The 23,279-nt window shown below is 68.5% G+C and carries 19 protein-coding genes; 15 read left to right on the forward strand and 4 right to left on the reverse strand.

The features are described 5' to 3' along the window. Positions 1-63 precede the first annotated feature (63 nt). From EP7_RS03110 to purH, 4 genes are all read left to right on the forward strand, one after another. Complete coding sequence (locus tag EP7_RS03110; protein WP_463526119.1) at positions 64-3,285, forward strand: efflux RND transporter permease subunit; 3,222 nt, start codon at positions 64-66, stop codon at positions 3,283-3,285. A gap of 84 nt (positions 3,286-3,369) precedes the next feature. Next, complete coding sequence (locus EP7_RS03115) at positions 3,370-4,326, forward strand: hypothetical protein (protein ID WP_463526120.1); 957 nt, start codon at positions 3,370-3,372, stop codon at positions 4,324-4,326. 132 nt (positions 4,327-4,458) lie between these two features. Then, positions 4,459-6,192, forward strand: a complete 1,734-nt coding sequence (locus EP7_RS03120; protein ID WP_463526121.1) for an outer membrane protein assembly factor BamB family protein — start codon at positions 4,459-4,461, stop codon at positions 6,190-6,192. A 120-nt stretch (positions 6,193-6,312) separates the two neighbouring features. After that, positions 6,313-7,926: a bifunctional phosphoribosylaminoimidazolecarboxamide formyltransferase/IMP cyclohydrolase gene (gene purH / locus EP7_RS03125; protein ID WP_463526122.1), complete on the forward strand. Its 1,614-nt coding sequence runs from the start codon at positions 6,313-6,315 to the stop codon at positions 7,924-7,926. A gap of 126 nt (positions 7,927-8,052) precedes the next feature. Here purH and EP7_RS03130 read toward each other — a convergent pair whose 3' ends face one another. From EP7_RS03130 to thiC, 3 genes are all read right to left on the reverse strand, one after another. Then, positions 8,053-8,301, reverse strand: a complete 249-nt coding sequence (locus EP7_RS03130) for a hypothetical protein (protein WP_463526123.1) — start codon at positions 8,299-8,301, stop codon at positions 8,053-8,055. Between the two features lie 90 nt (positions 8,302-8,391). Further along, positions 8,392-8,541, reverse strand: coding sequence for a DUF2256 domain-containing protein (locus EP7_RS03135; RefSeq protein WP_463526124.1), 150 nt, complete (start codon positions 8,539-8,541; stop codon positions 8,392-8,394). Positions 8,542-8,567: 26 nt separating this feature from the next. Continuing rightward, on the reverse strand, positions 8,568-9,905 hold the full coding sequence (gene thiC / locus EP7_RS03140; protein WP_463526125.1) for a phosphomethylpyrimidine synthase ThiC: 1,338 nt from the start codon (positions 9,903-9,905) through the stop codon (positions 8,568-8,570). A gap of 274 nt (positions 9,906-10,179) precedes the next feature. On the opposite strand from thiC, the gene EP7_RS03145 reads away from it, so the two are divergent. The 8 genes from EP7_RS03145 to csrA all read left to right on the forward strand — a co-directional run bounded on the left by EP7_RS03145 (position 10,180) and on the right by csrA (position 17,684). Beyond that, positions 10,180-11,118: a DUF1571 domain-containing protein gene (locus EP7_RS03145; RefSeq protein ID WP_463526126.1), complete on the forward strand. Its 939-nt coding sequence runs from the start codon at positions 10,180-10,182 to the stop codon at positions 11,116-11,118. A gap of 141 nt (positions 11,119-11,259) precedes the next feature. Beyond that, complete coding sequence (locus tag EP7_RS03150; RefSeq protein WP_463526127.1) at positions 11,260-11,547, forward strand: hypothetical protein; 288 nt, start codon at positions 11,260-11,262, stop codon at positions 11,545-11,547. Between the two features lie 93 nt (positions 11,548-11,640). Further along, positions 11,641-12,489, forward strand: coding sequence for a DUF1559 family PulG-like putative transporter (locus EP7_RS03155; protein ID WP_463526128.1), 849 nt, complete (start codon positions 11,641-11,643; stop codon positions 12,487-12,489). A gap of 153 nt (positions 12,490-12,642) precedes the next feature. Next, a complete protein-coding gene (locus EP7_RS03160; RefSeq protein WP_463526129.1) occupies positions 12,643-14,448 on the forward strand; it encodes an RNA polymerase sigma factor in 1,806 nt (601 codons plus the stop codon). Between the two features lie 156 nt (positions 14,449-14,604). Continuing rightward, positions 14,605-14,997 carry a hypothetical protein gene (locus tag EP7_RS03165; RefSeq protein WP_463526130.1) on the forward strand — a complete coding sequence of 131 codons (393 nt, stop codon included), beginning with the start codon at positions 14,605-14,607 and terminating at the stop codon, positions 14,995-14,997. Positions 14,998-15,157: 160 nt separating this feature from the next. After that, positions 15,158-16,414 carry a DUF6807 domain-containing protein gene (locus EP7_RS03170; protein ID WP_463526131.1) on the forward strand — a complete coding sequence of 419 codons (1,257 nt, stop codon included), beginning with the start codon at positions 15,158-15,160 and terminating at the stop codon, positions 16,412-16,414. 400 nt (positions 16,415-16,814) lie between these two features. Further along, entirely contained in the window at positions 16,815-17,291 is a 477-nt protein-coding gene (gene fliW, locus EP7_RS03175; protein ID WP_463526132.1) for a flagellar assembly protein FliW, read from the forward strand. 126 nt (positions 17,292-17,417) lie between these two features. Further along, complete coding sequence (csrA, locus tag EP7_RS03180; RefSeq protein ID WP_463526133.1) at positions 17,418-17,684, forward strand: carbon storage regulator CsrA; 267 nt, start codon at positions 17,418-17,420, stop codon at positions 17,682-17,684. Positions 17,685-17,888: 204 nt separating this feature from the next. On the opposite strand, the gene EP7_RS03185 is transcribed toward csrA, so the two are convergent. Further along, on the reverse strand, positions 17,889-18,461 hold the full coding sequence (locus tag EP7_RS03185) for an FHA domain-containing protein (protein ID WP_463526134.1): 573 nt from the start codon (positions 18,459-18,461) through the stop codon (positions 17,889-17,891). Positions 18,462-18,671: 210 nt separating this feature from the next. Between EP7_RS03185 and EP7_RS03190 the strand changes: the two genes are divergently transcribed. From EP7_RS03190 to EP7_RS03200, 3 genes are all read left to right on the forward strand, one after another. Continuing rightward, on the forward strand, positions 18,672-20,468 hold the full coding sequence (locus EP7_RS03190) for a hypothetical protein (protein WP_463526135.1): 1,797 nt from the start codon (positions 18,672-18,674) through the stop codon (positions 20,466-20,468). 62 nt (positions 20,469-20,530) lie between these two features. After that, a complete protein-coding gene (locus tag EP7_RS03195; RefSeq protein WP_463526136.1) occupies positions 20,531-21,925 on the forward strand; it encodes a DUF1800 domain-containing protein in 1,395 nt (464 codons plus the stop codon). 29 nt (positions 21,926-21,954) lie between these two features. Beyond that, entirely contained in the window at positions 21,955-23,220 is a 1,266-nt protein-coding gene (locus EP7_RS03200; RefSeq protein ID WP_463526137.1) for a DUF1501 domain-containing protein, read from the forward strand. Positions 23,221-23,279: the final 59 nt, after the last annotated feature.

The raw sequence follows: 23,279 nt of genomic DNA on the forward strand, positions 1-23,279 counted from the left end.
GAGGCCGATCCGCGTTGCCGCCGCGTCGCATCCGCTTGATTCGCTCTTGGGAGAGTTCCGGGCATGTTTGATCGCTTGATCGACGGCGCGCTGAAGAAGCGGCCGTTCGTGCTGCTGGTGTTAATGGGTGTGATCGGGGTGGGGGGATACTCGCTGCTGACTCTCCCCATCGACGCGGTGCCCGACGTGACGAACGTGCAGGTGATGGCGCTGACGAGCGCCGCGGCGCTGGGGCCCGACGAGATCGAGCAGTTCGTGACGATCCCCGTCGAGAACTCGATGAACGGGATCCCGATGGTGCGCGAGATCCGCTCGTTCTCGCAGTTCGGCCTGTCGGGGGTGACGATCGTCTTCGAAGAGGGGACGGACATCTACTGGGCCCGCCAGCAGGTGGGCGAGCGCCTGATCCAGGCACGCGGGCAGATCCCGCCCGAGTTCGGCTCTCCCGAGATGGGGCCGATCGCGACCGGGCTGGGGGAAATCTTCCAGTTCGAGGTGAAGAACTCGCCCGACTCGGCCAAGCCGCTCTCGCCGATGGAGCTGCGGACGATCCTGGACTGGGAGATTGCACGCCCCATGAAGGGTGTGCCCGGGGTGGTGGAGGTCAACGCCTTCGGTGGCGAGTTGAAGACGTATGAGGTCCGGCTCGACCCCGAGAAGATGCAGGCGCGCGGGATCGCGGCCAACGCGATCTTCGAGGCCATCCGCGAGAACAACTCGAACGCGGGTGGCGGCTACCTGGAGCGCAACGGCGAGCAGCGGATCATCCGCGCCGTGGGCCTGGTGGGGGCGCTGCATGACCTCTCGGAGATTGTCCTGGACGTGACGCCCGACGGCACCCCGATCGTGATCGGCGACGTGGCCGAGGTCCGGTTCGCGCCGATGCTGCGCACCGGCGCCGTGACCCGCGACGGCAACGGCGAGGTCGTTACGGCGACGGTGATGATGCTGGCCGGCGAGAACTCGCGGGTGGTCGTCGGGCGGATCAAGCGCGAGCTGGACGAGATCCGGACGCGTCTGCCCGACGGCGTCGTCATCGAGCCGTATTACGACCGGAGCGTGCTGATCGGCAAGACCTTGTCGACGGTCGCGGGCAACCTGATCGAGGGGGGCCTGCTCGTCGTCCTGGTGCTGCTGGCCCTGCTGGGCAACATGCGCGCGGGCCTGATCGTGGCGCTGACGATCCCGCTGTCGATGCTCTTCGCCGGCTCGCTGATGAAGTACACCGGGGTGGCCGGCAGCCTGATGAGCCTGGGGGCGATCGACTTCGGCCTGATCGTGGACAGCTCGGTGATCGTGATGGAGAACTGCGTGGCCAGGCTGGCGCACGCTCCGCCCGGCTCCAACGCGGTGAGGGTGGTGAGGGCGGCCACGCGCGAGGTGCGCAAGCCCGTCGTCTTCGGCGTGGCGATCATCACGCTGGTCCACCTTCCCTTGCTCGCCCTGGAAGGGACCGAGGGGAAGATGTTCCGGCCGATGGCCCTGACCGTGGTGTATGCCCTGACGGGCTCATTGCTGCTGTCGCTGACGGCCACGCCGGTCCTGGCGTCGTTTGCCTTGAAGGCGGGGACGGCCGAGCGCGACACGCTGCCGATCCGCCTGGCCAAGTGGATCTACGCGCCGATGCTCGACTTCGCGGTGCGTCGGCCGCTGGTGATCGTGGCCGCCAGCCTGGCCTTGATGCTGGCGGGCGTGCCGGTCGCGATGAGCATGGGCGCCGAGTTCATCCCGAAATTGGACGAGGGCGACGTCCAGATCGTGATCACGAGGCCGCCGAGCGCCTCGTTGAGCGAGAGCCTGGCCGACTCGACGCGGCTGGAAAAGGCGCTCCACGCGGAATTCCCCGGCCAGCTCAACTCGGTCCTTTGCAGGACGGGTCGGCCCGAGATCGGGATCGACCCGGCCGGCGTCAATCAGACCGACGTCTTCATGTATCTTAAACACCCGGAGCCGATGGGAGGCCGCTGGGCCTTGCTGCTCAAGCCCATCGAGCCGCTGATCCACCTCTTCGGGGGCGGCCACGAGGAGATGTCTCGCGAGGAGCTGATCCGCCGGGCCGAGGTGGTTTGCCGCCGCGAGTTGCCGGGTGCCTTCTTCAACTTCAGCCAGCCGATCGAGGTTCGATTCAATGAGCTGACGGCCGGCGTGCGCGGCGACCTGGGCGTGAGCGTCTTCGGCGACGACTTCGACGTGCTCCAGACCAAGGTCAACGAGATCGCCGCGGCCATCGGCGCGACCCCGGGGGCCGCCGACGTCCGGGCCCAGGTGCTGGGCGGACTCCCCTTCTTGAAGATCAGTGTCGACCGCGACCGAATCGCCCGTTACGGGATCAATGCGTCGGGCGTGCTCGACGTGGTCGCGGCGCTCGGTGGCAAGATCGTCAGCCAGGTGGTCGAGGGCCAGCGCCGGTTCGACATCCAGGTGCGGTTCGGGGCCGAGGTTCGGGACAATATCGAGACGATCAAGGCCCTGAAGATCGCCGACCCCCAGGGGCGGATGATCCCGCTGGAGAACCTGGCCAACTTCGAGCAGGTCGACGGCGTCTACGAGATCTACCGGATGGACAACCGCCGGCGGGCCCTGGTGCAGGCCAACGTCCGGGGCCGCGACCTGGCCAGCTTCGTGGGCGAGGCGCAGGCCCGCGTGGCCGAGAAGGTCAAGCTGCCCCGCGGCTACTACCTGGAGTGGGGCGGCACCTTCAAGAACCTGCAATCGGCCACCCAGCGCCTGGCGATCGTGGTGCCGGTGGCCCTGGGGCTCATCTTTCTGCTCCTGTTCAGCACCTTCCAGTCGATCCGGCTGGGCGCCCTGATCTCGCTGTCGGTGCCGCTGGGCGCCGTCGGCGGCGTGCTGGCGCTCTGGCTCCGCGGCCTGAACTTCAGCATCTCGGCGGGGGTCGGGTTCATCGCGCTTTCCGGCGTGGCGGTGCTCGACGGCCTGGTGATGGTGGCTGCCACCCGGCAGGGCGTGGAACGCGGCGAGCCGGTGGAGCAGGCGGTGCGCGAGGCGGCGATGAGCCGGCTCCGGCCGATCCTGATGACGGCGATGGTCGCCTGCCTCGGGTTCATCCCGATGGCAATCTCGTCGGGAGCGGGCGCCGAGGTCCAGCGCCCGCTGGCCACGGTGGTCATCGGCGGCCTGATCACCAGCACGCTCCTGAAGCTGCTCCTGATCCCTGGCATCTACCACTGGTTCGACCCGGGGCTGCCCGCCGGATACACCCCGGACGATCACGATCACCCTCCCGATCCGACGGCGTCGAAGGTCGCGGCCGCTCTGGACTGACGGCTGGACGATCGGTCCCGCGGGGGCGATCATGGAAGAGTCGCCCTCTCGCCGAACAATCGTCCCGGACCTGCCCCGATACCCATGACTGACCCATCGCCGCGGAACTCGAGCGCCGTCGACCGTCCGCCGAGCCAGAGCCTGAGCTGGCCGTTGGTCGTGCTGTCTCTGTCCGCGGCCTGCGCCGTGATCTGGGGGCCGCAGGCCGCGCAGGCGGTCGCGGTCGTCCTTCTCTGCGTCTGCCTGGCCTGGGGCATCTCCCGCCGTCCAGAAGCCCCGATGCTCGAGGCAATGACGCCGGGGGGCGTGCCGGACGCCCCGGCGGAACGCCTCGTCCTGGTGCTCGAGCGGATCGCGGCGGCGTTGGAGCGGGCCCCCGCCCTGCCCTCGATGACGCAGGTCGAGCCCGAGCCGGCACCCGCCGAGGGGCGGGCTGGGTTAAGGGGGGCGATCCGCGAGCGGCGATGGGCCGATGCCCAGTCGCTCGCCGACCTGCTGCCTCCGGGCGACCCGATGCTCGAGGAGTACGCAGACGCCAGGGCGAAGGCCACGGCCGAGCTGACCTCGCGCATGGAGGCGGCGCAGGAGGCGAACGACCCCGAGCGGGTGCTCGAGCTGCGCGAGGAACTTGCCCTGGTGACGGACGACGGGCCGAGGCTGGCGCAGGACAAGGTCCTGGCAGGCTGGATGATCCGTGCGATCCAGAAGCGGATGCGTGGCGGCCTGATCAGGCCCGATGTTGTCCTGCTGGCGACGACGGCCGCCGAGCGATTCTCGGGCACCGTCGAGGGGGCCGGCCTGCGGGCCTCATTGCCGACCCTGAGGCGGAGCGCGGGCCTCTGCCCGAGGTGCGCCGAGCCGTATGCAGGCCTGGCCGACGCCTGTCCGAAATGCATGGCCGCAGCCCTGGCCCCGCCCCCCCTCGCCGGCGCACCCGGGGCGAATGGCGCGACCGGGGCGATCGGGGCAGATGATATCGACGACCTGGTCGCCGGTCCTCGTTCGGACGATCTGGGACTATTCCTTGAAGACGCAGGTTAAAACGCCGGACATTCCCATCTTCTCAGCTCAACCAACTTGACTGACGAAGTTGCGTCGGCTAGGGAAGATACGCCGTGTTATCATCGAGCCGCGCCTCTCGGCCCCTGCGCGGCCCCCGGAAAGGATGGGACCATGATCCGCCGACTTGCCCTGGCCTGGGTCGCCGTCGCGCTGACGGCGCCGACGCTGCGGGCCCAGCAGCCCCTCTCACGCGACCTGCTGCCGACCCACACGTCCCTGAACCGGGCGGGGCTGGAGCGGCAATGGAATACGTCGGTGCCGCTCGGCCACGCCTTCGAGACGGTGCTGGCCGTCAGCCTGTCGTCGAATACCGAGACGGTGTACGGCACGGTCACGAACGCCAATCTCGACATCGACCCGGTCACTGACGAGGGGTCGGTGCCGAGCACCACCCAGTTCATCGCCGACGGCGAATTGTCGTCGCTCGACGATGTCTACGTCGGCAGCCGGCTGGTGATCACCTCCGGGCCCATGAAGGGCACGTCGAGGCGGATCATTGGCTACAACGGCACCACGAAGACGTTCCGCCTGGGCAGCGGCCTGCCGGCCTCGCCGCAGCAGGGGACGGCCTTCACGCTGTTCGAGAGCCTGGTCTACGTGCAGACCAATGAGGCCAATTTCTACGCGTACGACGCGGAGTCGGGCCGCCTGCTCTGGAGCACGAACCTGACGCCCAACAAGGCGCTGGGGCTGAAGATTGCCAAGGCGATGCCGGTCTCGGCGAATTCGAGGGCGGTGTTCGTCTCCAACGCGAATACCCTCTTCGCGCTGGATCGTGGGACGGGCAAGACGCTCTGGACCCAGGAGCTTCCGTCGCTCCCCTCGGGATCGACGGCGGCCACCGAGGATATCGTGACGGTGGGCCTGACTTCGGGCCGGATGATGGGCTACGCCCTGAAAGACATGAAGCCGCGCAAGAGCGGTCCGGGGCGGGGCCGGGGTGCGGGAACGCTCGGCGGCACCGCGGCGGACGCTCTGGCCCAGGCCGCCGTGGACGAGGCGGAGTTCCGGGCGGCTCCTTACCTGGAGCACCCGGTCCCAATTTGGAGCTGGCAGTCGGATTCGGCCCTGACGGCCCCGGCGCTCCCGGCCGGCGAAGTGGTCAGCTTCGGCAGCGGAGACGGCCGGGTCTTTACCGTGCTGGCCAAGCAGCCGCTGCTGCTCTACCGGTTCGCCACAGGCGGCCCGATTGTCGCCCAGATGGGCGCTCTCGGCACCCGGACGCTCGTGGTGCCGTCGATGGATCACAACCTCTACGCCATCGACCTGTTCACCGGCGAGCGTAAGTGGCTCTTCCCCACCGGCTCGCCCATCGACCACCCGGTCCTGATCTCGGCCCGGGAGATCTTCGTCCAGAACACCGGCGGCGAACTCTCGTCGGTCCACCCCGACACGGGCGAGGCCGAGTGGACCACGTCCACCTTCGGCGGCGACATCGTGGCGGTCTCCGGCGCCAAGCTCTACCTCAGGACGCACGACGGCGACCTGCTGGTCCTCGACCGCGCGACGGGCAAGATCACGCAGGACGCCCGGTCGACCCGGCAGCGGGCCGGCCTCGACCTTCGGTCGTTCAAGCTGACCATGACCAACACCATCAACGACCGGATCTACCTGGCCAGCCCGTCGGGCTCGCTGATCTGCCTGCGCGAGATCGACCAGGTCGAGCCGAAGTCGTTGCGAGATCCCGCGGAGAAGCCATTCGGCTACATCCCGCCCGAGGGGATCGAGGATCCGTTCAACGCCCGCGCCGTGGTGCCCGCCACCGAGGCGCCCACCCCGGATCCCGCCACGACGGAGGCACCGGCCCCCGACCCCGCGGCCGAGGCTCCCGAGCCCAAGGGCTGAGGCATTCGCCTCGTTCTGATAGAATGACGAGGGGCCGGCGCGGGAGCACAACCCGCGCCGGCCCCTCGTCGCATTTCGCATCGTCGCGTCTCGATCTTCGCAGTCCGAGGGGTCTGTCCGATGGCTGGAGTGGTGGTGCCCGTGCGCAGGGCCTTGCTGAGCGTCTCGGACAAGACGGGGCTCGTCGAGCTGGCCAGGGGGCTTGCCGATCGAGGGGTTCACCTGCTGGCCAGCGGCGGCACCCGGACGGCCCTGGTCAACGCGGGACTGGACGTGACCGAGGTCTCGGCCTACACCGGCCAGCCCGAGATCCTGGGCGGCCGGGTCAAGACCCTGCACCCGAAGCTGCACGGCGGGATTCTGGCCAGGCGAGATGTTCCGAGTGACCTGGAAGCCCTGGCCGCGCAGCAGATCGAGCCGATCGACCTGGTGGTCGTGAACCTCTACCCGTTCCAGGAGACGGTCGCCAAACCGGGCGTCACCTTCGAGCAGGCCGTCGAGGAGATCGACATCGGCGGCCCCAGCCTGGTCCGGGGCGCCGCCAAGAACCATGCACACGTCGCCGTGCTGACCAGCCCGGATCAATACGCCGGACTGCTGGCTCAGCTGGCCGAGCATGGCGGGACCACCCTTGAATTCCGCAAGGAACTCGCCCTGGCCGTCTTCGAGCAGACCGCGACTTATGACCGGGCCATCGCCGACTACCTCGCTGGCAAGACCAAGCCGGCCGCCGACAGCGTCAATGCCAGCGACGAACCCTTCCCGGGAACGTTCGCCCCCACGTTCGAGCGGCGATCGATCCTGCGATATGGCGAGAACCCCCACCAGCGGGCCGCCGTTTATGCCGAGCCCGGGACCGCCGGACCGAATCTGACCACGGCCAGATCGATCCACGGCAAGGAGCTTTCCTACAATAACCTGCTGGACCTGGACAGCGCCCTGCGCCTGGTCCGCCAGTTCGCCGAGCCCGCCGCCTGCGTCTTGAAGCACAACAACCCGTGCGGCGCCGCCGTCGCCGGAACCCTGGCCGAGGCCTTCGAGCTGGCCTACGAGGGCGACCCAGTCAGCGCCTTCGGCGGGATCGTGGGCCTGAATCGCCCGCTCGACCGGGCCACGGCCGAGCGTCTCTGCGTGGCTGGCCGGTTCATCGAGGCCATCATCGCGCCCGGTTTCGCCCCCGACGCCTTAAAGCTTTTGACCACCAAGCCGACGTGGAAGAACAGCGTCCGCCTGCTCGACCTGGGCGCCCCGATCGGCCCCGACCAGCCCGGCCCGGCCGGCTTCGACCTGCGCCGGATCGAGGGGGGGATGCTGATCCAGGACTGGGACAAGATCGAGGCCGACCCGGCCGGTGGGACGGTCCCCACCAAGCGTCAGCCCACCGACGCCGAGCGCCTGGCCCTGGCCTTCGCCTGGCGAGTCTGCGGCGCGGTGAAGTCCAACGCGATCGTGCTGACGAGGGGGACGCAGCTCATCGGCGTGGGCGCCGGCCAGATGAGCCGGCTTGACTCGGTGCGGATCGCCGTCTCCAAGGCGGGCGAGAAGGCCAAGGGGGCCGTCCTGGCCTCCGACGCCTTCTTCCCCTTCCGCGACGGCCCCGATGTCGCCGCGGCCGCCGGTGTCACCGCCATCATCCAGCCCGGCGGCTCGCGCCGCGACGACGAGACTCTGGCCGCCTGTAACGAGCACGGGATGGCCATGATCCTCACCGGCCGCCGCCACTTCCGGCATTGATCGAGCCGCCATCCGGCCCTTCGATCCACGTCCCCATGATCAAAGAGCCCGCCGAGCTGCAAGCTCGGCGGGCTCTTTGACGTCGGAGTCTGTACGAGCGGGCCGAATAACGGCCCTGCCCGAGTGTCAGGCCTTCTCTTCGGTCGCCGCGACTTCCGCGACCTGAGTTTTGGGCGTGCTGACCTTCTTCGGCGGCTCGGCGGAGGGTTTGCCCTGCCCGGAGGCCTGGGCACGACGCTGCTGTCGGTTGAGCTTGGCGGACGTCCCCAGCCCGCCGCCCAGCGCCGGGCTGAGGACCCTGGTCGCCCAGGGTCGCTCGTCATCCACATGAGAGGCCTTGATCTTCAGATTGCTCGCCTGCCTGGTCATCACCATCGTCGAACCTGGTCCAATCTCGGCCGTAGCCTCGGTCAATCTCGTTCGCGGAACTCGGAAGCCTTGGGATGGCAGAATCGGCCACCCTCATCAGGTGGGCCGCTTCGACTTCCCTCGGCATGCGTCGCTGCAATATTTCACCTCGTCCCAGACGGCCGCCCACTTCTTTCGCCAGGTGAAGGGGCGGCCGCAGGCGAGGCAGGTTTTGCGGGGGAGGTCGGCCTTGCGGGGAGAACGCACGGGCGACCTCCGGGGGACCGGGTTTGTTAGCGGCCGGCGGCGACGGGTTCGAGGACGACGAGGCTGGAGGCCTCGGCGGCGTATTTGCGAAGGTCCTCGGTGATCCTCATCGAGCAGAACTTGGGTCCGCACATGCTGCAGAAGGCGGCCGACTTGAAGGCCTCCTGGGGGAGGGTCTCGTCGTGCATGCGCTGGGCGGTTTCGGGGTCGAGCGAGAGGCGGAACTGCTCTTTCCAGTCGAAGGAGTAGCGGGCCCTTGAGAGGGCGTCGTCGCGGTCTCGGGCGCCTTTGCGGTGGCGGGCGAGGTCGGCGGCGTGCGCGGCGATCTTGTAGGCGACGACCCCCTGGCGGACGTCCTCCACCTCGGGCAGGCCCAGGTGCTCCTTCGGGGTCACGTAGCAGAGCATGCTGGCCCCGTGCCAGCCGGCCATGGCGGCGCCGATGGCCGAGGTGATGTGGTCGTAGCCGGGGGCGATGTCGGTGACCAGCGGTCCCAGCACGTAGAAGGGGGCCTCGTCGCACTCGACGGCCTGCTTCTGCATGTTCATGGCGATGTGGTCGAGCGGCAGGTGGCCGGGGCCTTCCACCATCACCTGACAGCCGCGGGCGCGGGCACGCAGGGTCAGCTCGCCCAGGGTCTTGAGCTCAGCGAACTGGGCGGCGTCGGAGGCGTCGGCGATCGAGCCGGGACGGAGGCCGTCTCCCAGGCTCCAGGTGACGTCGTACTGCTTCATGATGTCGCAGAAGTCGTCGAACCGGGTGTAGATCGGGTTCTCTTTCTTGTGCGAGATCATCCACTGGCCCATCAAGGCCCCACCCCTGGAGACGATGCCGGTGACACGGTGGGCGGTCAGGGGGATGTGGTCGCGCAAGACGCCGGCGTGGAGGGTCATGTAGTCGACCCCCTGCTTGGCCTGGTGCTCGACCATGTCGAGGAGGTTCTGCTCGGTGAGGTCCTCGACTTTCTTGATCCCCTGAATGGCCTGGTAGATCGGGACGGTGCCGACGGGGACCTTGCTGGCGCCGATGATGGCGTCGCGGATGGCGTCGATGTTGCCGCCGGTGGACAGGTCCATGACGGTGTCTGAGCCGAGGTCGACGGCCATCTTGAGCTTGGCCAGCTCGTTGGCGATGTCGCTGGTGACGGCCGAGTTGCCGATATTAGCGTTGATCTTGCACTTGGCGGCGATGCCGATGCCCATCGGCTCGAGCCCGCGTGCCAGGTGGTTGATGTTGGCGGGGATGACCATCCGTCCGCGAGCGACCTCGGCGCAAACCAACTCGGGGCTCAGGTCTTCGCGGGCGGCGACGGCCTCCATCTCGGGGGTGATCCGGCCAAGCCTCGCGGATTCGATCTGGGTCATGGTCGGGTCAACCTCTCGGGAAGGGATGGGCGGGGCCGGCGTCGAGGGAGGAACCTGCCGGCGGCGGCAGGATTGTGTCCGATGCGTCGATTGGACCGTCGGGCGCGGGGGGACGCCGCTCCATCCTAGTCTCGTGCCCCTCGGACCTCAAGACGCCCCGGACTCGGCCTGCGTTGACTCCGTGGGCAGGATCGACCAAACTCTCTCGGCCCGGACTGGGGGCGGAGCCCGCATCGGCCGGCCGGGCGTACGCTTCGAGGGAGTCGCCCTTCTCATGTCGGAACCGATCTCGGCCTGGCGCCGACTCGCCAAGGCCCTGCGGATTGCGGGGGGAGCCCTGGCGGCATTCTCCGTCTGCGTCGTCGCGGCCAGCTGGTATTTCACCGAACCGCTGCACGAGCGAGTGCCAGCGACGGCCGAAACCCCGGCCACCGCCCTGCCCTCGGCGGCCGTTCCCTCCCCCGAGCCCGCCGCTTCCCGGTCCCTGCCCGAATGGCCGGACCAACGGCTCGCGGGCCTCGACGCCAAGCGGATCCTGATGGACACGGTTCTCGCCGTGGGCGAACGGCTGCGCGGCGAGGCGGGTTATACCGCCATCTTCCACAAGCGTGAGCGGATCAAGGGCAAGCTGGGCGAGGACCAGGTGATGGAGATGAAGGCCCGGAACCGGCCGTTCGCCGTCTACTTCAAGTTCCTCAACCCGACCCCCGGCAAGGAAGTGGTCTATGCCGAGGGTCATCGAGACGGCAAGGTGCTGGCCCACGGTGTCGGCCTTGCCCGTTTCCTCGTCCCCAGGCTGGCCGTGGCGCCCGACAGCCCGATCGCGCTGGCCGACAGCCGGCACCCGGTCACCGACGCCGGCCTGCTGAACCTGACCGAACGCCTGATCGCCTACCGCAAGCTCGACCTGATCCAGCCCGAGGCCGAGACCATCCTCGACCGTGTGCCCGGCCCCGACGGCCGCGACTGGCCGCGCTCGGTCCACCTGCACCACGCGAGGACGCCCGACCGCCTGTTCGCGCGGGTCGAGATCCTGTACGACCCCGAGACCCGGATCCCGCTCTCGATCAGCAATTATGACTGGCCGGCCCCCGGCAAGGGGGACGAGACGCCGCTGGCCGAGCGGTATGCGTATGAGGCCCTGAACTTCGACGTGACGCTGACCGACCTGGACTTCGACCCGGCCAATCCGGCGTACCAGTTCCACCGCTGATCGCCGGGCGCCTCGCGCGGACAATCGGCCGCCCAAGCTGCGCATTCCGCGTCCAATTCGGTTGACCGGGCCTCGTCGCGCCGCGTTATGATGGATCCAATCCAGGACCCCCATCTCGCGACGTCCGTCGAGGTCCCGCCCATGCCGCCGACGATCGTCCGGTGTACGATGCCCGACTGCCGGGAGGCCGCCACCTACAAGATCGCGGCCCCCTGGAGCGACGGCCGCTTCACCGAGCTGAAAACCTACGCCCACGCCTGCTCCGACCACCTCGGCCCCGTCTTCCGTGAGGCCGAAGAACGCCGCGAGGCCTACCAGCCCACCGCCGGCGAGACCATCGAAGAGATCGGCATCTACCGCTACGAGCAAGGCAAGCGCGACGCCAAGCTCCAACGCCTCTGGGGTCTGGAAGAGAACTACCGCTCGTGAGCGGGCCCGATTGCGGGATTGCCTCCCGGTTTTCGCGTCCAGAAGAGGAGTACCCGCTAGCCTGAGGCGTGGCTCGAGAAGGGAGTTCGATTCATGGGCCGCTTTCGAATCGCTGAGCGATGGCCGCTTCTCGTCTTTGGCCTTCTTTTACTCTTTTTCCTCCCCGTTCTTCTCCAGCCCCCTCGTCATAGGAACGGGAGGCAGAGGTCGTGCGCCACCAACATCCGGCAGGTTGCTCTCGGTGCGGTGGGGTACGCGAATGAGCGAGGAGAATTTCCACGCGGAGTATTACTCGACGGCCTGCCGCCCGAGCGGGGCACGAGTTGGATCTCCCAGTGTCTTGAGTTTCTGTATCACGAAGACCTGGAACAGGCCTATGATCGATCCACGCCCTGGGATTTGCCGCCGAATGCGGAGATTGCCAAGACCCGGATCATGATCCTTACATGCAGCGCCGCAGAGACGGTTACGACGGCCAAGGGCTTCCCGACGACATCCTATGTGGGGATCGCCGGAGTTGGCGCCGACGCCGCGACTCTGGAGTCTGGCCATCCTCGCGCAGGGATCTTCGGGTACAGCCGGGTCACCAAGATCTCGGACATCCGGGACGGGACCTCGAACACGCTGTTAGTGGCGGAGACGGACCTCGATCTCGGAAGCTGGATGTCCGGCGGGCATTCGACGATCCGCGCCGTGGTACCGGCCCAACGCCCCTATATTGGCGTGGGGAGGCCCTTCGGTGGCCCCCACAAGAATGGGGCCAACGTGGCGTTTGCCGACGGCTCCGTCCGGTTCGTCAGCGCGACGATCGCGCCCGAGATGATTGAGGCCATGGCGACGATCGCCGGGGGAGAGGCCGTGTCCGAGGATGGCATGTCGTGTCCGAGGATGGCATGTATTGAAGGCCTGGCCCTCACCGGTCGCGTCTTTTCGCTCGGTTGATCTCCGTTTGCACCGCATATCCCCTCACTCAAGCAAGAGTTAGGAAAACCCGGCGAAGCACGTTCCAGTCTTCCCGAGAAAAAGGTGTAGCAACTGAGCCCGGTCGGGGCACTACTCCCGGAAGAATGATGCGGAACGGCGGGGGGCGAGCGGATGTCGTCGAGGTTGGCCAGCGGATCTCGGGACTTGCAGGCCCTGTTCGGCCTCGGACGCGTGGGCGATTGGACCGATGCCCAGCTCCTCGATTGCTTCAAAGGGAGCGAGGGGCACGACTCGGAGGCGGCCTTCACCACCTTGGTGCGGCGGCACGGGCCGATGGTTTTGCGGGTTTGTCGGGGCGTCTTGAAGGATGAGCACGACGCCCAGGATGCGTTCCAGGCGACGTTCCTGGTGCTCGCCCGCGGCGCCTCCTCGGTCAGGGACCGATCGTCGGTCGCGGGTTGGCTGTTCGGGGTCTCGCACAGGGTCTCGTCCAGGGCGAAGGTCGCGCTGGCAAGGCGGAGGACGCACGAACGCAGGGCGGCCCTGATGATCGACCGGATGCGGCAGGAAGGCGCGGGGGACTCGCACGTCGATCGATCGGCGCTCGACGAGGAGATCCGTAAGCTGCCGGAGAAGTATCGCGAGCCGATTGTCCTCTGCTACATCGAAGGGCTGAGCCAGGAGCAGGCCGCGGCGCACCTCGGGTGGCCTTCGGGCACGGTCCGGGGCCGGCTCTGCAAGGCCAGGAACCTGCTGCGTGCCCGGCTCGCCAGGCGTGGGCTGGTGGTTCCGGCGGCGGCGATTGCCGTCGCCTCGACGGCCCGCGAGACTCTGGCAGCGGTCCCCACGTCCCTGGTCGACTCCACGGTCCGGGCCGCGATGCTGTCGGGAGCCGGCAAGGCGGTCGCCGCTGGGGCGGCCTCCTCGACGGTCGCGGCGCTGGCCAACGGGACGGCACTGTCCACGACGGCCGCCTGGCTCAAGCTGACCGCCGTCCTCGTCGGGATCGGCCTCGCCTCGATGACCGTCCCGGGGGCGGCCGGGTATCTGGGGCAGTCTCGGAACCCTCCCGCGGCGGAGTCCCCCGAGCCCAAGTCGCCCGACTTCGTCCCCCCGCCCCGTGCGAATCCTCGGGTTGAGCCGGAAGCCGTGATCAAGGCAGCCCCGGTCGCGGGACTGCCGAATGCGGCGAAACCGCCCGTCGATCCGAAGCGACCGCCCAGGAATCCGAGCGTCCTGGCCAACCCGATGGGGGCGATCGCGGTCGACGGCGAGCTTGAGGACTGGCCCGACGACATCGAGTTCCACCCCATCCTCAAGCGGTTCTCCGACGCGCTGGCCGGGGCGGAGATCCCCGAGCGGACGGCCCCGAAGGATGAAAACGACCTGGCCGCCTGGTTCTCGGTCGGCTACAGCCGTGAGGAACAGATGCTCTATGTGGCGATGGTCGTCAGGGACGACGTGCTGATCGTCGGCAACAGCAGCGACAGGGACACCGACGCCGCCGAGGTTTACGTCGATGGGCTGCGGCAAGACCGGAAGATCGAGATGCCGGAATCGCCCTGGTTCAAGACCAGCAACCTTTCCGAGGTTCCCGTCCATCAGTATATCTCGATCCCGGGCCGGGGCCGGATCTACGGCACGCCTTACAAGACCAACCCGATTCTTCTCGCCGGTGACCTGGACAAGACGAAGTCGAAAGCCGCCTTCCGCCGCAAGGGGCTCGTGACCACCTATGAGTGGGCCATCCAGGTCTTCGATCGCTACCCCGACCGGCCGACCGAGCTGGTGCCCGGCAAGTCGATCGGCTTCGACCTGGCCGTCGTGGACAAGGACGTTGCCCCGGGCACGATCGTTCCGCCGGGGACGAAGGTCCAGCCCGACTACGACTGGATTTACTGGGGGCCCAGGTGGAAGGGGATGAAGGTGCTGGACGCCGGCAACCTGGGTGAGCTGGTCCTTGGCGGGGCCCGTTGAGCTTCGCCTTCACGTAAGCCCACCTTGAAGGACGCAGCCTCGTTTGAGGGCGTCCGGGTGGACGGTGCGCGCCGGGTCTCGAGTTTTTTCCGGATGCGGACCGCGTGGTCCCGCATCGATCGTCCCGCAGCCCGAATTCTCTGAGGAGTCGCACAGATGAGCTACAAGCTGATCTCGGCCGGCGTGCGCGCCGCGGGGGCCCTGCTGCTCGGCGGAGTCATCCTCTGGCAGGTCGCCGAGCGGTCGGTGCCACCCGGCGGGGAGACGGTCATCCATGTGACCGAGGCCGAGGTGGACGTCTTCCTCGACGACAGCCATTACCGGGTCGACACCCAGGTGGACTCGCCGATCGTCCGCGAGCTGGCACCCGGCTGGCATACCTTGCGAATGATGAAGGATGGGGAGGTACTCTACGACCGGCCGTTCGAGATCGTTCGCGGCGAATACGGTCCGATCCTGACCGCCTGGAATGAGTTGCGTCAGAATTCCCCTCCCGATCGGTTCCGGGGTGTCGGGCCGACGCCCGACGAACTCGTTCAGGCGCATTGAACGGGGGGCGGACTCTCGTGCGATTCGAGGAGCCATCCCGCGATTGGTCCTCGCGGCGGCCCGTCGATCGTGGAACAATCGCCGAGTCCGAGATCCTTCGATGCCACGCATCGGGCGTGGGCCGGGGAACCCGGGCGTCGACGGCCCGGGAGAGCCCCCGATGATCGCTCCGAGCGTGCTCGCGTTGACACTCGCGTTGGCTGGCAGCCTGGATGCCCACGCCGGGGCACTCTCGGTCGAAGTGAAGGCCGGGGACTTCGACCGCCTCGACACGCCCGTCGCGGTTGTCATTCCGGCCGATCGTTTCGCCCCTCCGGTGCTGGCGGCCTTGAAGCTGGGCCCGCAGACGTTGAGGCTGACGCGGGACGGCGACGAGGGCGACATGGCCGCGCAGGCGGAGTTTTCCGGTGAGGACGAGGCGAACGTGTCGGTCTCGTTCCTGCTGGAAGGGGCGACCCCGGCTCGAACCGGCCGACGCTATCGGCTGGCCTCGGCCGAGGTCACGCGGTCAACCTCTCCCTGGTCGATCGACGAGCGGTCGCCGGGGATCTGGGAGCTGAAGAACCGCGAGCGTTCGGTCTTCCGGTACAACGCGGTGCCGGCGGGCCACCCCAACCACGCGTCGATCCTGCGGCGAGACGCCTACATCCACCCGGCGTTCAGCCCGTCCGGGGCGCTGGTCACGGGCGATTTCTCAAGGCTGCACCCGCACCATCGAGGGTTCTTCCTGGCGCACACCAAGACGCAGGTGGGGTCGCTTCACCCCGACTTCTGGAACTTCCAGAACGGTAGCGGGCGGATCGTCAGCGAGGGGCTGACCACCCACGCCGTCGGCCCCGTCTCGGCGATGTTCCGCACAAGGCATCGCTGGGAAGCCGGAGGCGGCGTGGTCCTGCGCGAGACCTGGGACGTCGAGGCCCACGACATCCCGGGCGCGAAGTACTGGCTGTTCGACCTGACCTCGACCCAGCGGGCCGAGGCGACGCCCCTGGAGTTGCTCCCCTATCGCTACGGCGGGATGGCCTACCGGGGGGCCGAGACCTTCGAGAAGGGGCCGCTCGACGTCCTGACGAGCGAGGGGCACCACCGGGTCGACGGCGATCAGAAGCCGGCACGCTGGGTCGACCTGACGGGGCCGGTCGAGGGGGGCTCGATGCCCTACGCCGGCGCGATGATCTGCGACCACCCCGGCAACACGAATCACCCGACGGTGGCGAGGATCCACCCGACCACCCTCCCCTTCTTCAGCTACACGCCCAACCACGATGCCAGGGTTGTGATTAGGGCCGACGCGCCGACGGTCTTCCGCTACCGGATCCTGATCCACGACGGCCACCCCGACCCGGTTCTCGACGAGCGGATCTGGCGCGATTTCAGCGATCCGCCGACCCTGACGGTGGCCGCCGATCCGGCCTGATCGTCGTGCCCCGGCCGTGTCACGCCGGATGATGGAATGAGAACCGGCCGGGGCCTGATTTCGGGGGTCGAGGCGTTACGAGCGGACCGACCGGCGTAGGCGGCTCAATAGCCCGCCTGGCCTTGATTTCGGCGCTCGGGGCGTGCGGTTTACGCTCTCAGCCCGACGATAGATACGGCGGTCAAACCCGCCTCTTCATTTCGGTAGGATCCGAAAGGTGGGGCGGGGTGAGTCCGCGGGATGCGTCAAGGGACGCGGCCGGGACCCTTGGCCGGCCCTGAGTTCGTCGGTTGCGTCGGATTTTCCGGCTCGGTCGGCGTCGAAGGGTTGGCTCCGGGGCTCGCGGCGGAGTTCGGGCGGCTTCAAGCCGCCCAGGCGCCCCAGGAGGAGGGAACAGGAAGTGAACATCGTCACGACCCGCTTCGGCCTGGTCCATGCTTCGGAGTCGGACTTGATCCGAATCCCCGAAGGCCTGGTCGGGTTCCGCACCTTCAGTCAATTTTTCCTGCTCCCGGACCCGGTGGTCTCGGGCCTGACGTGGTTACAGAGCGTGACCGCGGCAGAGCTGGCCTTCGGGCTGGTCGCCCCGCCTCTGGCGATCAGCGACTACCGGGTCGAGCTCCGGCCGGGCGACCGGACGGCGCTGGAGCTTGAAGACGAGCGTGCGGCCCTGGTCTATCTGATCCTGAACCGCGGCGACGGGGGAGGCCTCACGGTCAACCTCCAGGGGCCGCTGGTCTTCAACCTCGCCCGTCGGCTCGGCCGGCAGATGGTGTTGACCTCCAGCCGCTACGCGGTCCGGTATCCGCTGGACACACACCAGGCGACCGCGACGACCGTGCTGCCGGCGCCGACGCCCTTGCGGGCGACGGGCTAACCGGGAGCCGGGACGACCAGGGCGAGCGTCCCATCCCGAGCCGCTACGTGCGACCCAAAACCGAGAGCCCGGGCAACGTGATCACGGATGGTCACGGGTCTCGCTGGTAGGAGGAAGGAGCCATCCATGCTTGTCCTGTCACGACATCGCGACGAGAGCATCATCATCGGCGATGACATCGTCATCACGGTGGTGGATATCCGGGGAGACAAGGTCCGACTGGGGATTGCCGCCCCGATCGAGATCAGCGTGCACCGCCAGGAGGTGTACGAGGCCATCCAGCGCGAGAACAAGGCGGCCAGCCGACTGGAACCCCAGGACGCCCGCCAGCTGGAAAACCTGGTCCCCCCCCCCTTGCAGCGTGGCCTCCGACGGCCGCGCGTGGAAGGCTGAGGCCACGACTCGCCCTCCTCACGCCGGGCCCATCGGCCGACGTGAGGAGGGCGGGTCAGCCGCCCGAACGCGGCGGGCGACCCTTCGCTGCGGCTGCACCCCCAGACCACAACGACCCGGACGACCCTTCCCCGGACGGCCCAGCGGGCCGCGAAGGGGGGCGGTCGTCCGCGTCGCATTTCGAAGGGAACCCCGGCGGATCGATCAATCCAGGTCGATCCGGATCTCGTCGTCCTTCTTGCCCAAAAGTCCCCGCCACCCGGCCTCATTGTCCTCTTCCGCCTTGTCGCTGACGGCCGACGAGACGATCGGGATTTCCAGCGGAGAGGGCGACGCGAACCTCGACAGGTCATCGCCCTGAGACCAGGCGGACGGCTGGCTGATTGGCGATGGCGCCGCGGAGGCCTTCGGCCGCTCGGACGCGATTGGGGTTCGGTCGATGTCTTTCACCCCATCGGCCCTGCTCCGCAGCTCGGAGGGGCTCGGCAGGTGGTCGGGCCCGAGGTAGACGCGAACCTTGTAGAGCCCGAAGCTCAGGCGGTCCTCGGGCAGTAGGGCCGCCCAGCGGATGCGTTGTCCCTTGACCTTGGTGCCGTTGGTGCTGGCAAGGTCGCGGACGATGAGCAGGCCGTCGGTCTTCACCACGACGCAGTGGCGCTTGGATAAACTCGGGTGATCGACGAAGACATCGCAGAACTCCCGGCGGCCGATGACCGTGAGATCCTTGAGGATCGGGATCGGTGCATCGCCATTTTCCGGGACGAGTTCAGCTTTCATCGGGCCGCCGCATCGAAGCTGGGGAGACGTGAGGCTGCCGGGCGCGGCACGAGACGACGCCTGAATCTTATCGCGCCCGGCCCATCGGGCAAGGCGGGCTGCGGGTCCATGAGGCTTCGCTGAAACCTTGAGGGACCGCGGAGAGTATCCCCGGACGAACCCAAGGATCATCCAAGACCTTCGAGCCAAACCCCTTCGGGAGCGAAACCGATGGCCGATGCCCCTGCGCGTCCCCCGTTCCGAGACTTCAGGCGACCGCTGGCCGGGCTCGCACTCGCCGCGACGCTGGCCCTGCCCGGTGCCGCCCGGGTGATGGCGGACGAGCCGGCCGAATGGATCGCCGGAGATGCCGTCGCCTTCGTCGAGCTGAGGCGCCCCGGAGACCTCATCGACCGCGCACGAGACCCGAGGACCGCGGCGGTGGTCGGGTCAATCCCCGACCTCGCCCGTCAACTCAAGAGCCCGCAGGTGCGGGACTTGCGAGCCCTGGTCGCGTTCCTCTCGGCGACCCTGGACACCACCTGGGACGAGGGCCTGAGGGACCTGGCCGGCGGCGGGGCGGTGCTCGCCCTGGAGGCCCCCGACGGCAAGCCTCGCGTCGCCCTGATCATCACCCCTCGCGACGCCAAATTCCTCGATCGGGCGCACGCCACCCTGCTGGAACTGGCCCGCAAGGACGCCTCCGAAAAGGGAAAGCCCGATCCGGTCGCCGAGATCAAGCACCGGGAAATCGTCGGCTTCAGCCTCTCGCCGCAGGAGGCGCACGCGATCGTCGGGGGCCGGCTTGTCGTCGCCAACGGGCCCGAGGCCTTGAAATCCCTCATCGACCGCTCGCTGGATCATCCTCGCGGGAGCCTGGCCGAGGACAAGACCTGGTCGGCCCGTAAAAAGGCCACGCCCGGAGACGCCCTGGCTTGGGGCCTGGTCCGCCTGGACAAGCTTCGCGCAATCGACCCGGCCAAGTTCAAGATCCCCGAGAACGTTGAGCCCGGCCCGGTCATCCTCTTCGGGGCCTGGCTCGACGCCCTCCGCAAGGCCGACTGGCTGGGTGCCTCGCTCAACTGGACCGAGAAGGCGCTGTCGGCGAGCGTCGACCTGCCCACGCCCGCCGGGGGCTATCCCGCGCCCATCGCCCGCTTCCTTCCCGGCAAGGGCCAGGGGGCGCCCGGACTGGTCCGGCCCCCCGGGACGGTCGCCAGCCTGAGTCTCTGGCGCGACCTTTCGGGCCTCTGGGATGTTCGCGAGCAACTTCTCCCGCCCGAGGCCGTCGCGGGCCTTGCCGCGCTGGACACACCCGCAGGCCAGTTCCTGGGCGGCCGAGACTTCGCCGAATTGCTCGGGGCGTTGAAGGCCGACTGGCGCCTGGTCGTCGCCACGCAAGACACGGCCAAGCTGAAGCGCATGCCCGACCTGAAGCTTCCCGCGTTCGCACTAGTTGCCGATCTGAAGCCCGAGGATGAGGACCTGCCCACGCAGTTGAAGGTCGCGTTCCAGTCGTTCATCGGCCTGCTGAACCTGGATGCGGCGCAGTCGAAGTCGCCCCCGCTCGACCTCGGGTCGGAGACGGTCGACGGGTTCGTCATCGCCACTTCGAAGTACATCGCCCCGCGGGCCAAGGCCGGCGCCGCGCCGGCAGGCCCGGTGAGCACTCGGTACAACTTCAGCCCGTCGATGGTGCAGGTGGGCGACCACCTCGTCATCAGCTCGACCCTGGGCCTGGCCCGCGACCTCGTCGCGCAGTTGAAGCAACCCCTCAAGGCCGAGGACGCCACCCTCGCCATCGAGGCCGACGGCGCGGCCCTGGCCAATCTGGTGGCCCTGAACCGCGAACGGATGATCTCCAACAACATGCTGGAGAAGGGCAATGATCGCGACAAGGCGAAGACCGAGATCGCCTTGCTCGAGACCCTCCTCCGCCTGCTGGGCAAGGGGCGTCTGACCGCCGTCGACACCCCGGACGAGGTCCACTTCCAGGCCCGATTCAACCTGGGCGAGGCGACGAAGTAACCGGGCCAAACGCTGCGCCGGTCGCGGGCGATTCGAGGCACACCCATCCGAGGGCCTGTTCGATGACCGAGTCTCCTCTCCTCCGCGATCCGGCGCGTGCCTGGGCCCCATACCGCCCGAACACCGAGGCACCCTGGGACCTGGCCGCAGTGAGCCACCTGCATCGCCGGGCGGGTTTCTGCCCTCCCTGGCACCTGCTGCAACGCGACCTCGCCGCCGGGCCCGACGAGGCGCTCGACCGCCTCTTCGCAGGCGAGGAGATTGCCGCCGACGGCTCGACGGCCGCCGAGTTCGCCGTCGCCATGGACACCATGGGCTCGCAACTCGCCGCGTCATCGGACGTCGGCCGGATCCGAGGCGCATGGCTCTACCGGATGATCCACACGCCGCACCCGCTCCGCGAGCGGATGACCCTCTTCTGGCACAACCACTTCGCCACCTCCAACGAGAAGGTGCGCAACCCCGTCTTGATGCAACGCCAGAACGACCTCTTCCGCGAGCACGCCCTGGGAGACTTCGGCGCACTGCTCACCCGCATCGGCCGCGACCCGGCGATGCTCCTCTGGCTCGACGCCTCCGCCAACCGCAAGGCCCGCCCCAACGAGAACTATGCCCGCGAGGTGATGGAACTGTTCGCCCTGGGCCGGGGCCAGTACACCGAGCTCGACATCCGCGAGGCCGCCCGCGCGTTCACGGGCTGGTTCGTCGTGCGCGATGCCTTCCGCACCGTCGTCGCCGAGCACGACGACCAACCCAAGACGCTCCTGGGCAAGACTGGCACGTTCGACGGCGACGACATCCCGTCGATCTTGCTGGGCCGGCCCGCCTGCGCCTCGTTCGTCTGCGGCAAGCTCTTCCGCGCCTTCGTCAGCGAGGTCGACCCGCCCTCCGAGGCGCTCATCGAGCCCCTCGCGGCGGCCTTCCGCGACTCGGGCTACCAGGTCGCCGTCCCGCTGCGAATGATCCTGGCGTCAACCCTGTTCCACGACACCGCCATGCGTCGGCGGAGGGTGAAGTCGCCGGTGGAATATGCCGTCGGCCTGGTCCGTTCGCTGGAAATCTTCAGGCCCACGGTGGGCGTCGACGCCCTGGCCGATGCCTGCGCCTTGATGGGGCAATCGCTGTTCACGCCGCCGAGCGTCGCGGGCTGGGAGGGAGGTCCCGCCTGGGTCGACACGTCGACCATGCTGGCCCGAGCCAACTTCGCCCTCGCCCTGCTCTCTCCCGTCGACAAGCTCATCGGCGGCCGCTGCGACCCCCTCGCGCTGGCCGGGCGCGCCGGGGCGAAGCCGGGCCGGGAGACCGCTCGCCACTTCGTGGCGCTGTTGGCGCAGGACGCCTTCAGCCCAGCGATCGTCGGTCGGCTCACCGCGGATCCGGGGGGGAATGACGAGGCCGCGGCCGCGCGCGACGTCGTCTCGAGAATCGCGGCGTCCCCCGAATACCAGCTCGCCTGAGCGGACCCATGCCCAACGGAGGCCGACCCATGCACGGTTCCCGACGCAATTTTTTCAGGTCGTCGCTTGCCGCAAGCTCGCTCGTCTCGATGGGCGGGGCCACCGTCCCCACCTTCCTGGCCCGATCGGCGCTGGCCGCAAGCCACCCCGCCGCGAAGTCCGGGGGCGATCGCGTCCTGGTCGTCATCCAGCTCATCGGCGGTAACGACGGGCTGAATACCGTGATCCCGCACGCCATGGACGGGTACGCCAAAGGGCGGAAGGCGCTGCGGATCAAGTCGGACGAGGTGAAGACGATCACCTCGGAGATCGGCCTGCATCCGGCGATGGGTGGCTTCGCCGGCCTGATCGAAGGGGGGCACGCGGCGATCATCCAGGGGGTGGGCTACCCCAACCCCGATCGTTCGCACTTCCGGTCGATGGAGATCTGGGAGGGGGCGACCACCGCGGCCGGCAAGCCCGAGACCGGCTGGCTCGGCCGGGCGCTCGACTCGGCGCCCAGAGGTTCCGGCGGCGACATGCCGGGCCTGCACCTGGGGGGCCACGGCCTGCCGCTGGCGCTGCGGGCCCGCGACGCGACGGTCCCCTCGCTGGAGACGCTCGACCAGTTCCGCCTGCGCATCGAGGGGGCGGACGCCGATCGAAGGGCCTCCCGCGACGCGCTCGACTCGCTCACCCGGCTCGATCGCGGGCCCGACGACGCCCTGCTCGGCTTCCTCAGGCGCAGCACCCTGGCCGCCTTCGACGCGAGCCGACGGCTGGAGGCCGTGGTCGCCCCCAAAGACGGCGGGGCAAGCTATCCCAATTACGGGCTGGCCCGGCGACTGGAACTGATCGCCCGGATCATCAAGGCGGGATTCGGCACGCGCATCTACTATACGTCGCTCGACGGTTTCGACACCCACGCCAACCAGGCGGCCCCGCATCGGGCCCTGCTCACCGAGCTGTCGGCCTCGCTGGCCGCCTTCCACGCCGACCTCGCGGCCGACGGCCAGGCCGACCGGGTGGCGACACTGGCCTTCAGCGAGTTCGGCCGGAGGGTCGAGGAGAACGCGTCCGGCGGCACCGACCACGGTGCGGCCGCCCCCGTCTTCGTCGTCGGGCCGCTGGCCAAAACGGGCCTCGTCGGCGAGCATCCGAGCTTCGACAAGCTTGATGACGGCGACCTCAGGTTCAAGACCGATTTCCGCCGGGTCTACGCCGACCTGCTCGGCCCGTGGCTCGGCATCCCGGCCGCCCCGATCGTGGGGGACGGCCACGAGCCCGTCGGCCTATTTGGCCCCGAAGGCACCTGAAAGTTCCCGCAGACGGGCTAGTCAGGTCCCGAAAACGCGGGCATGCATTCATTTGCTCT

The sequence above is a fragment of the Isosphaeraceae bacterium EP7 genome, assembly GCA_038400315.1.
Taxonomy (GTDB): Bacteria; Planctomycetota; Planctomycetia; order Isosphaerales; family Isosphaeraceae; genus EP7.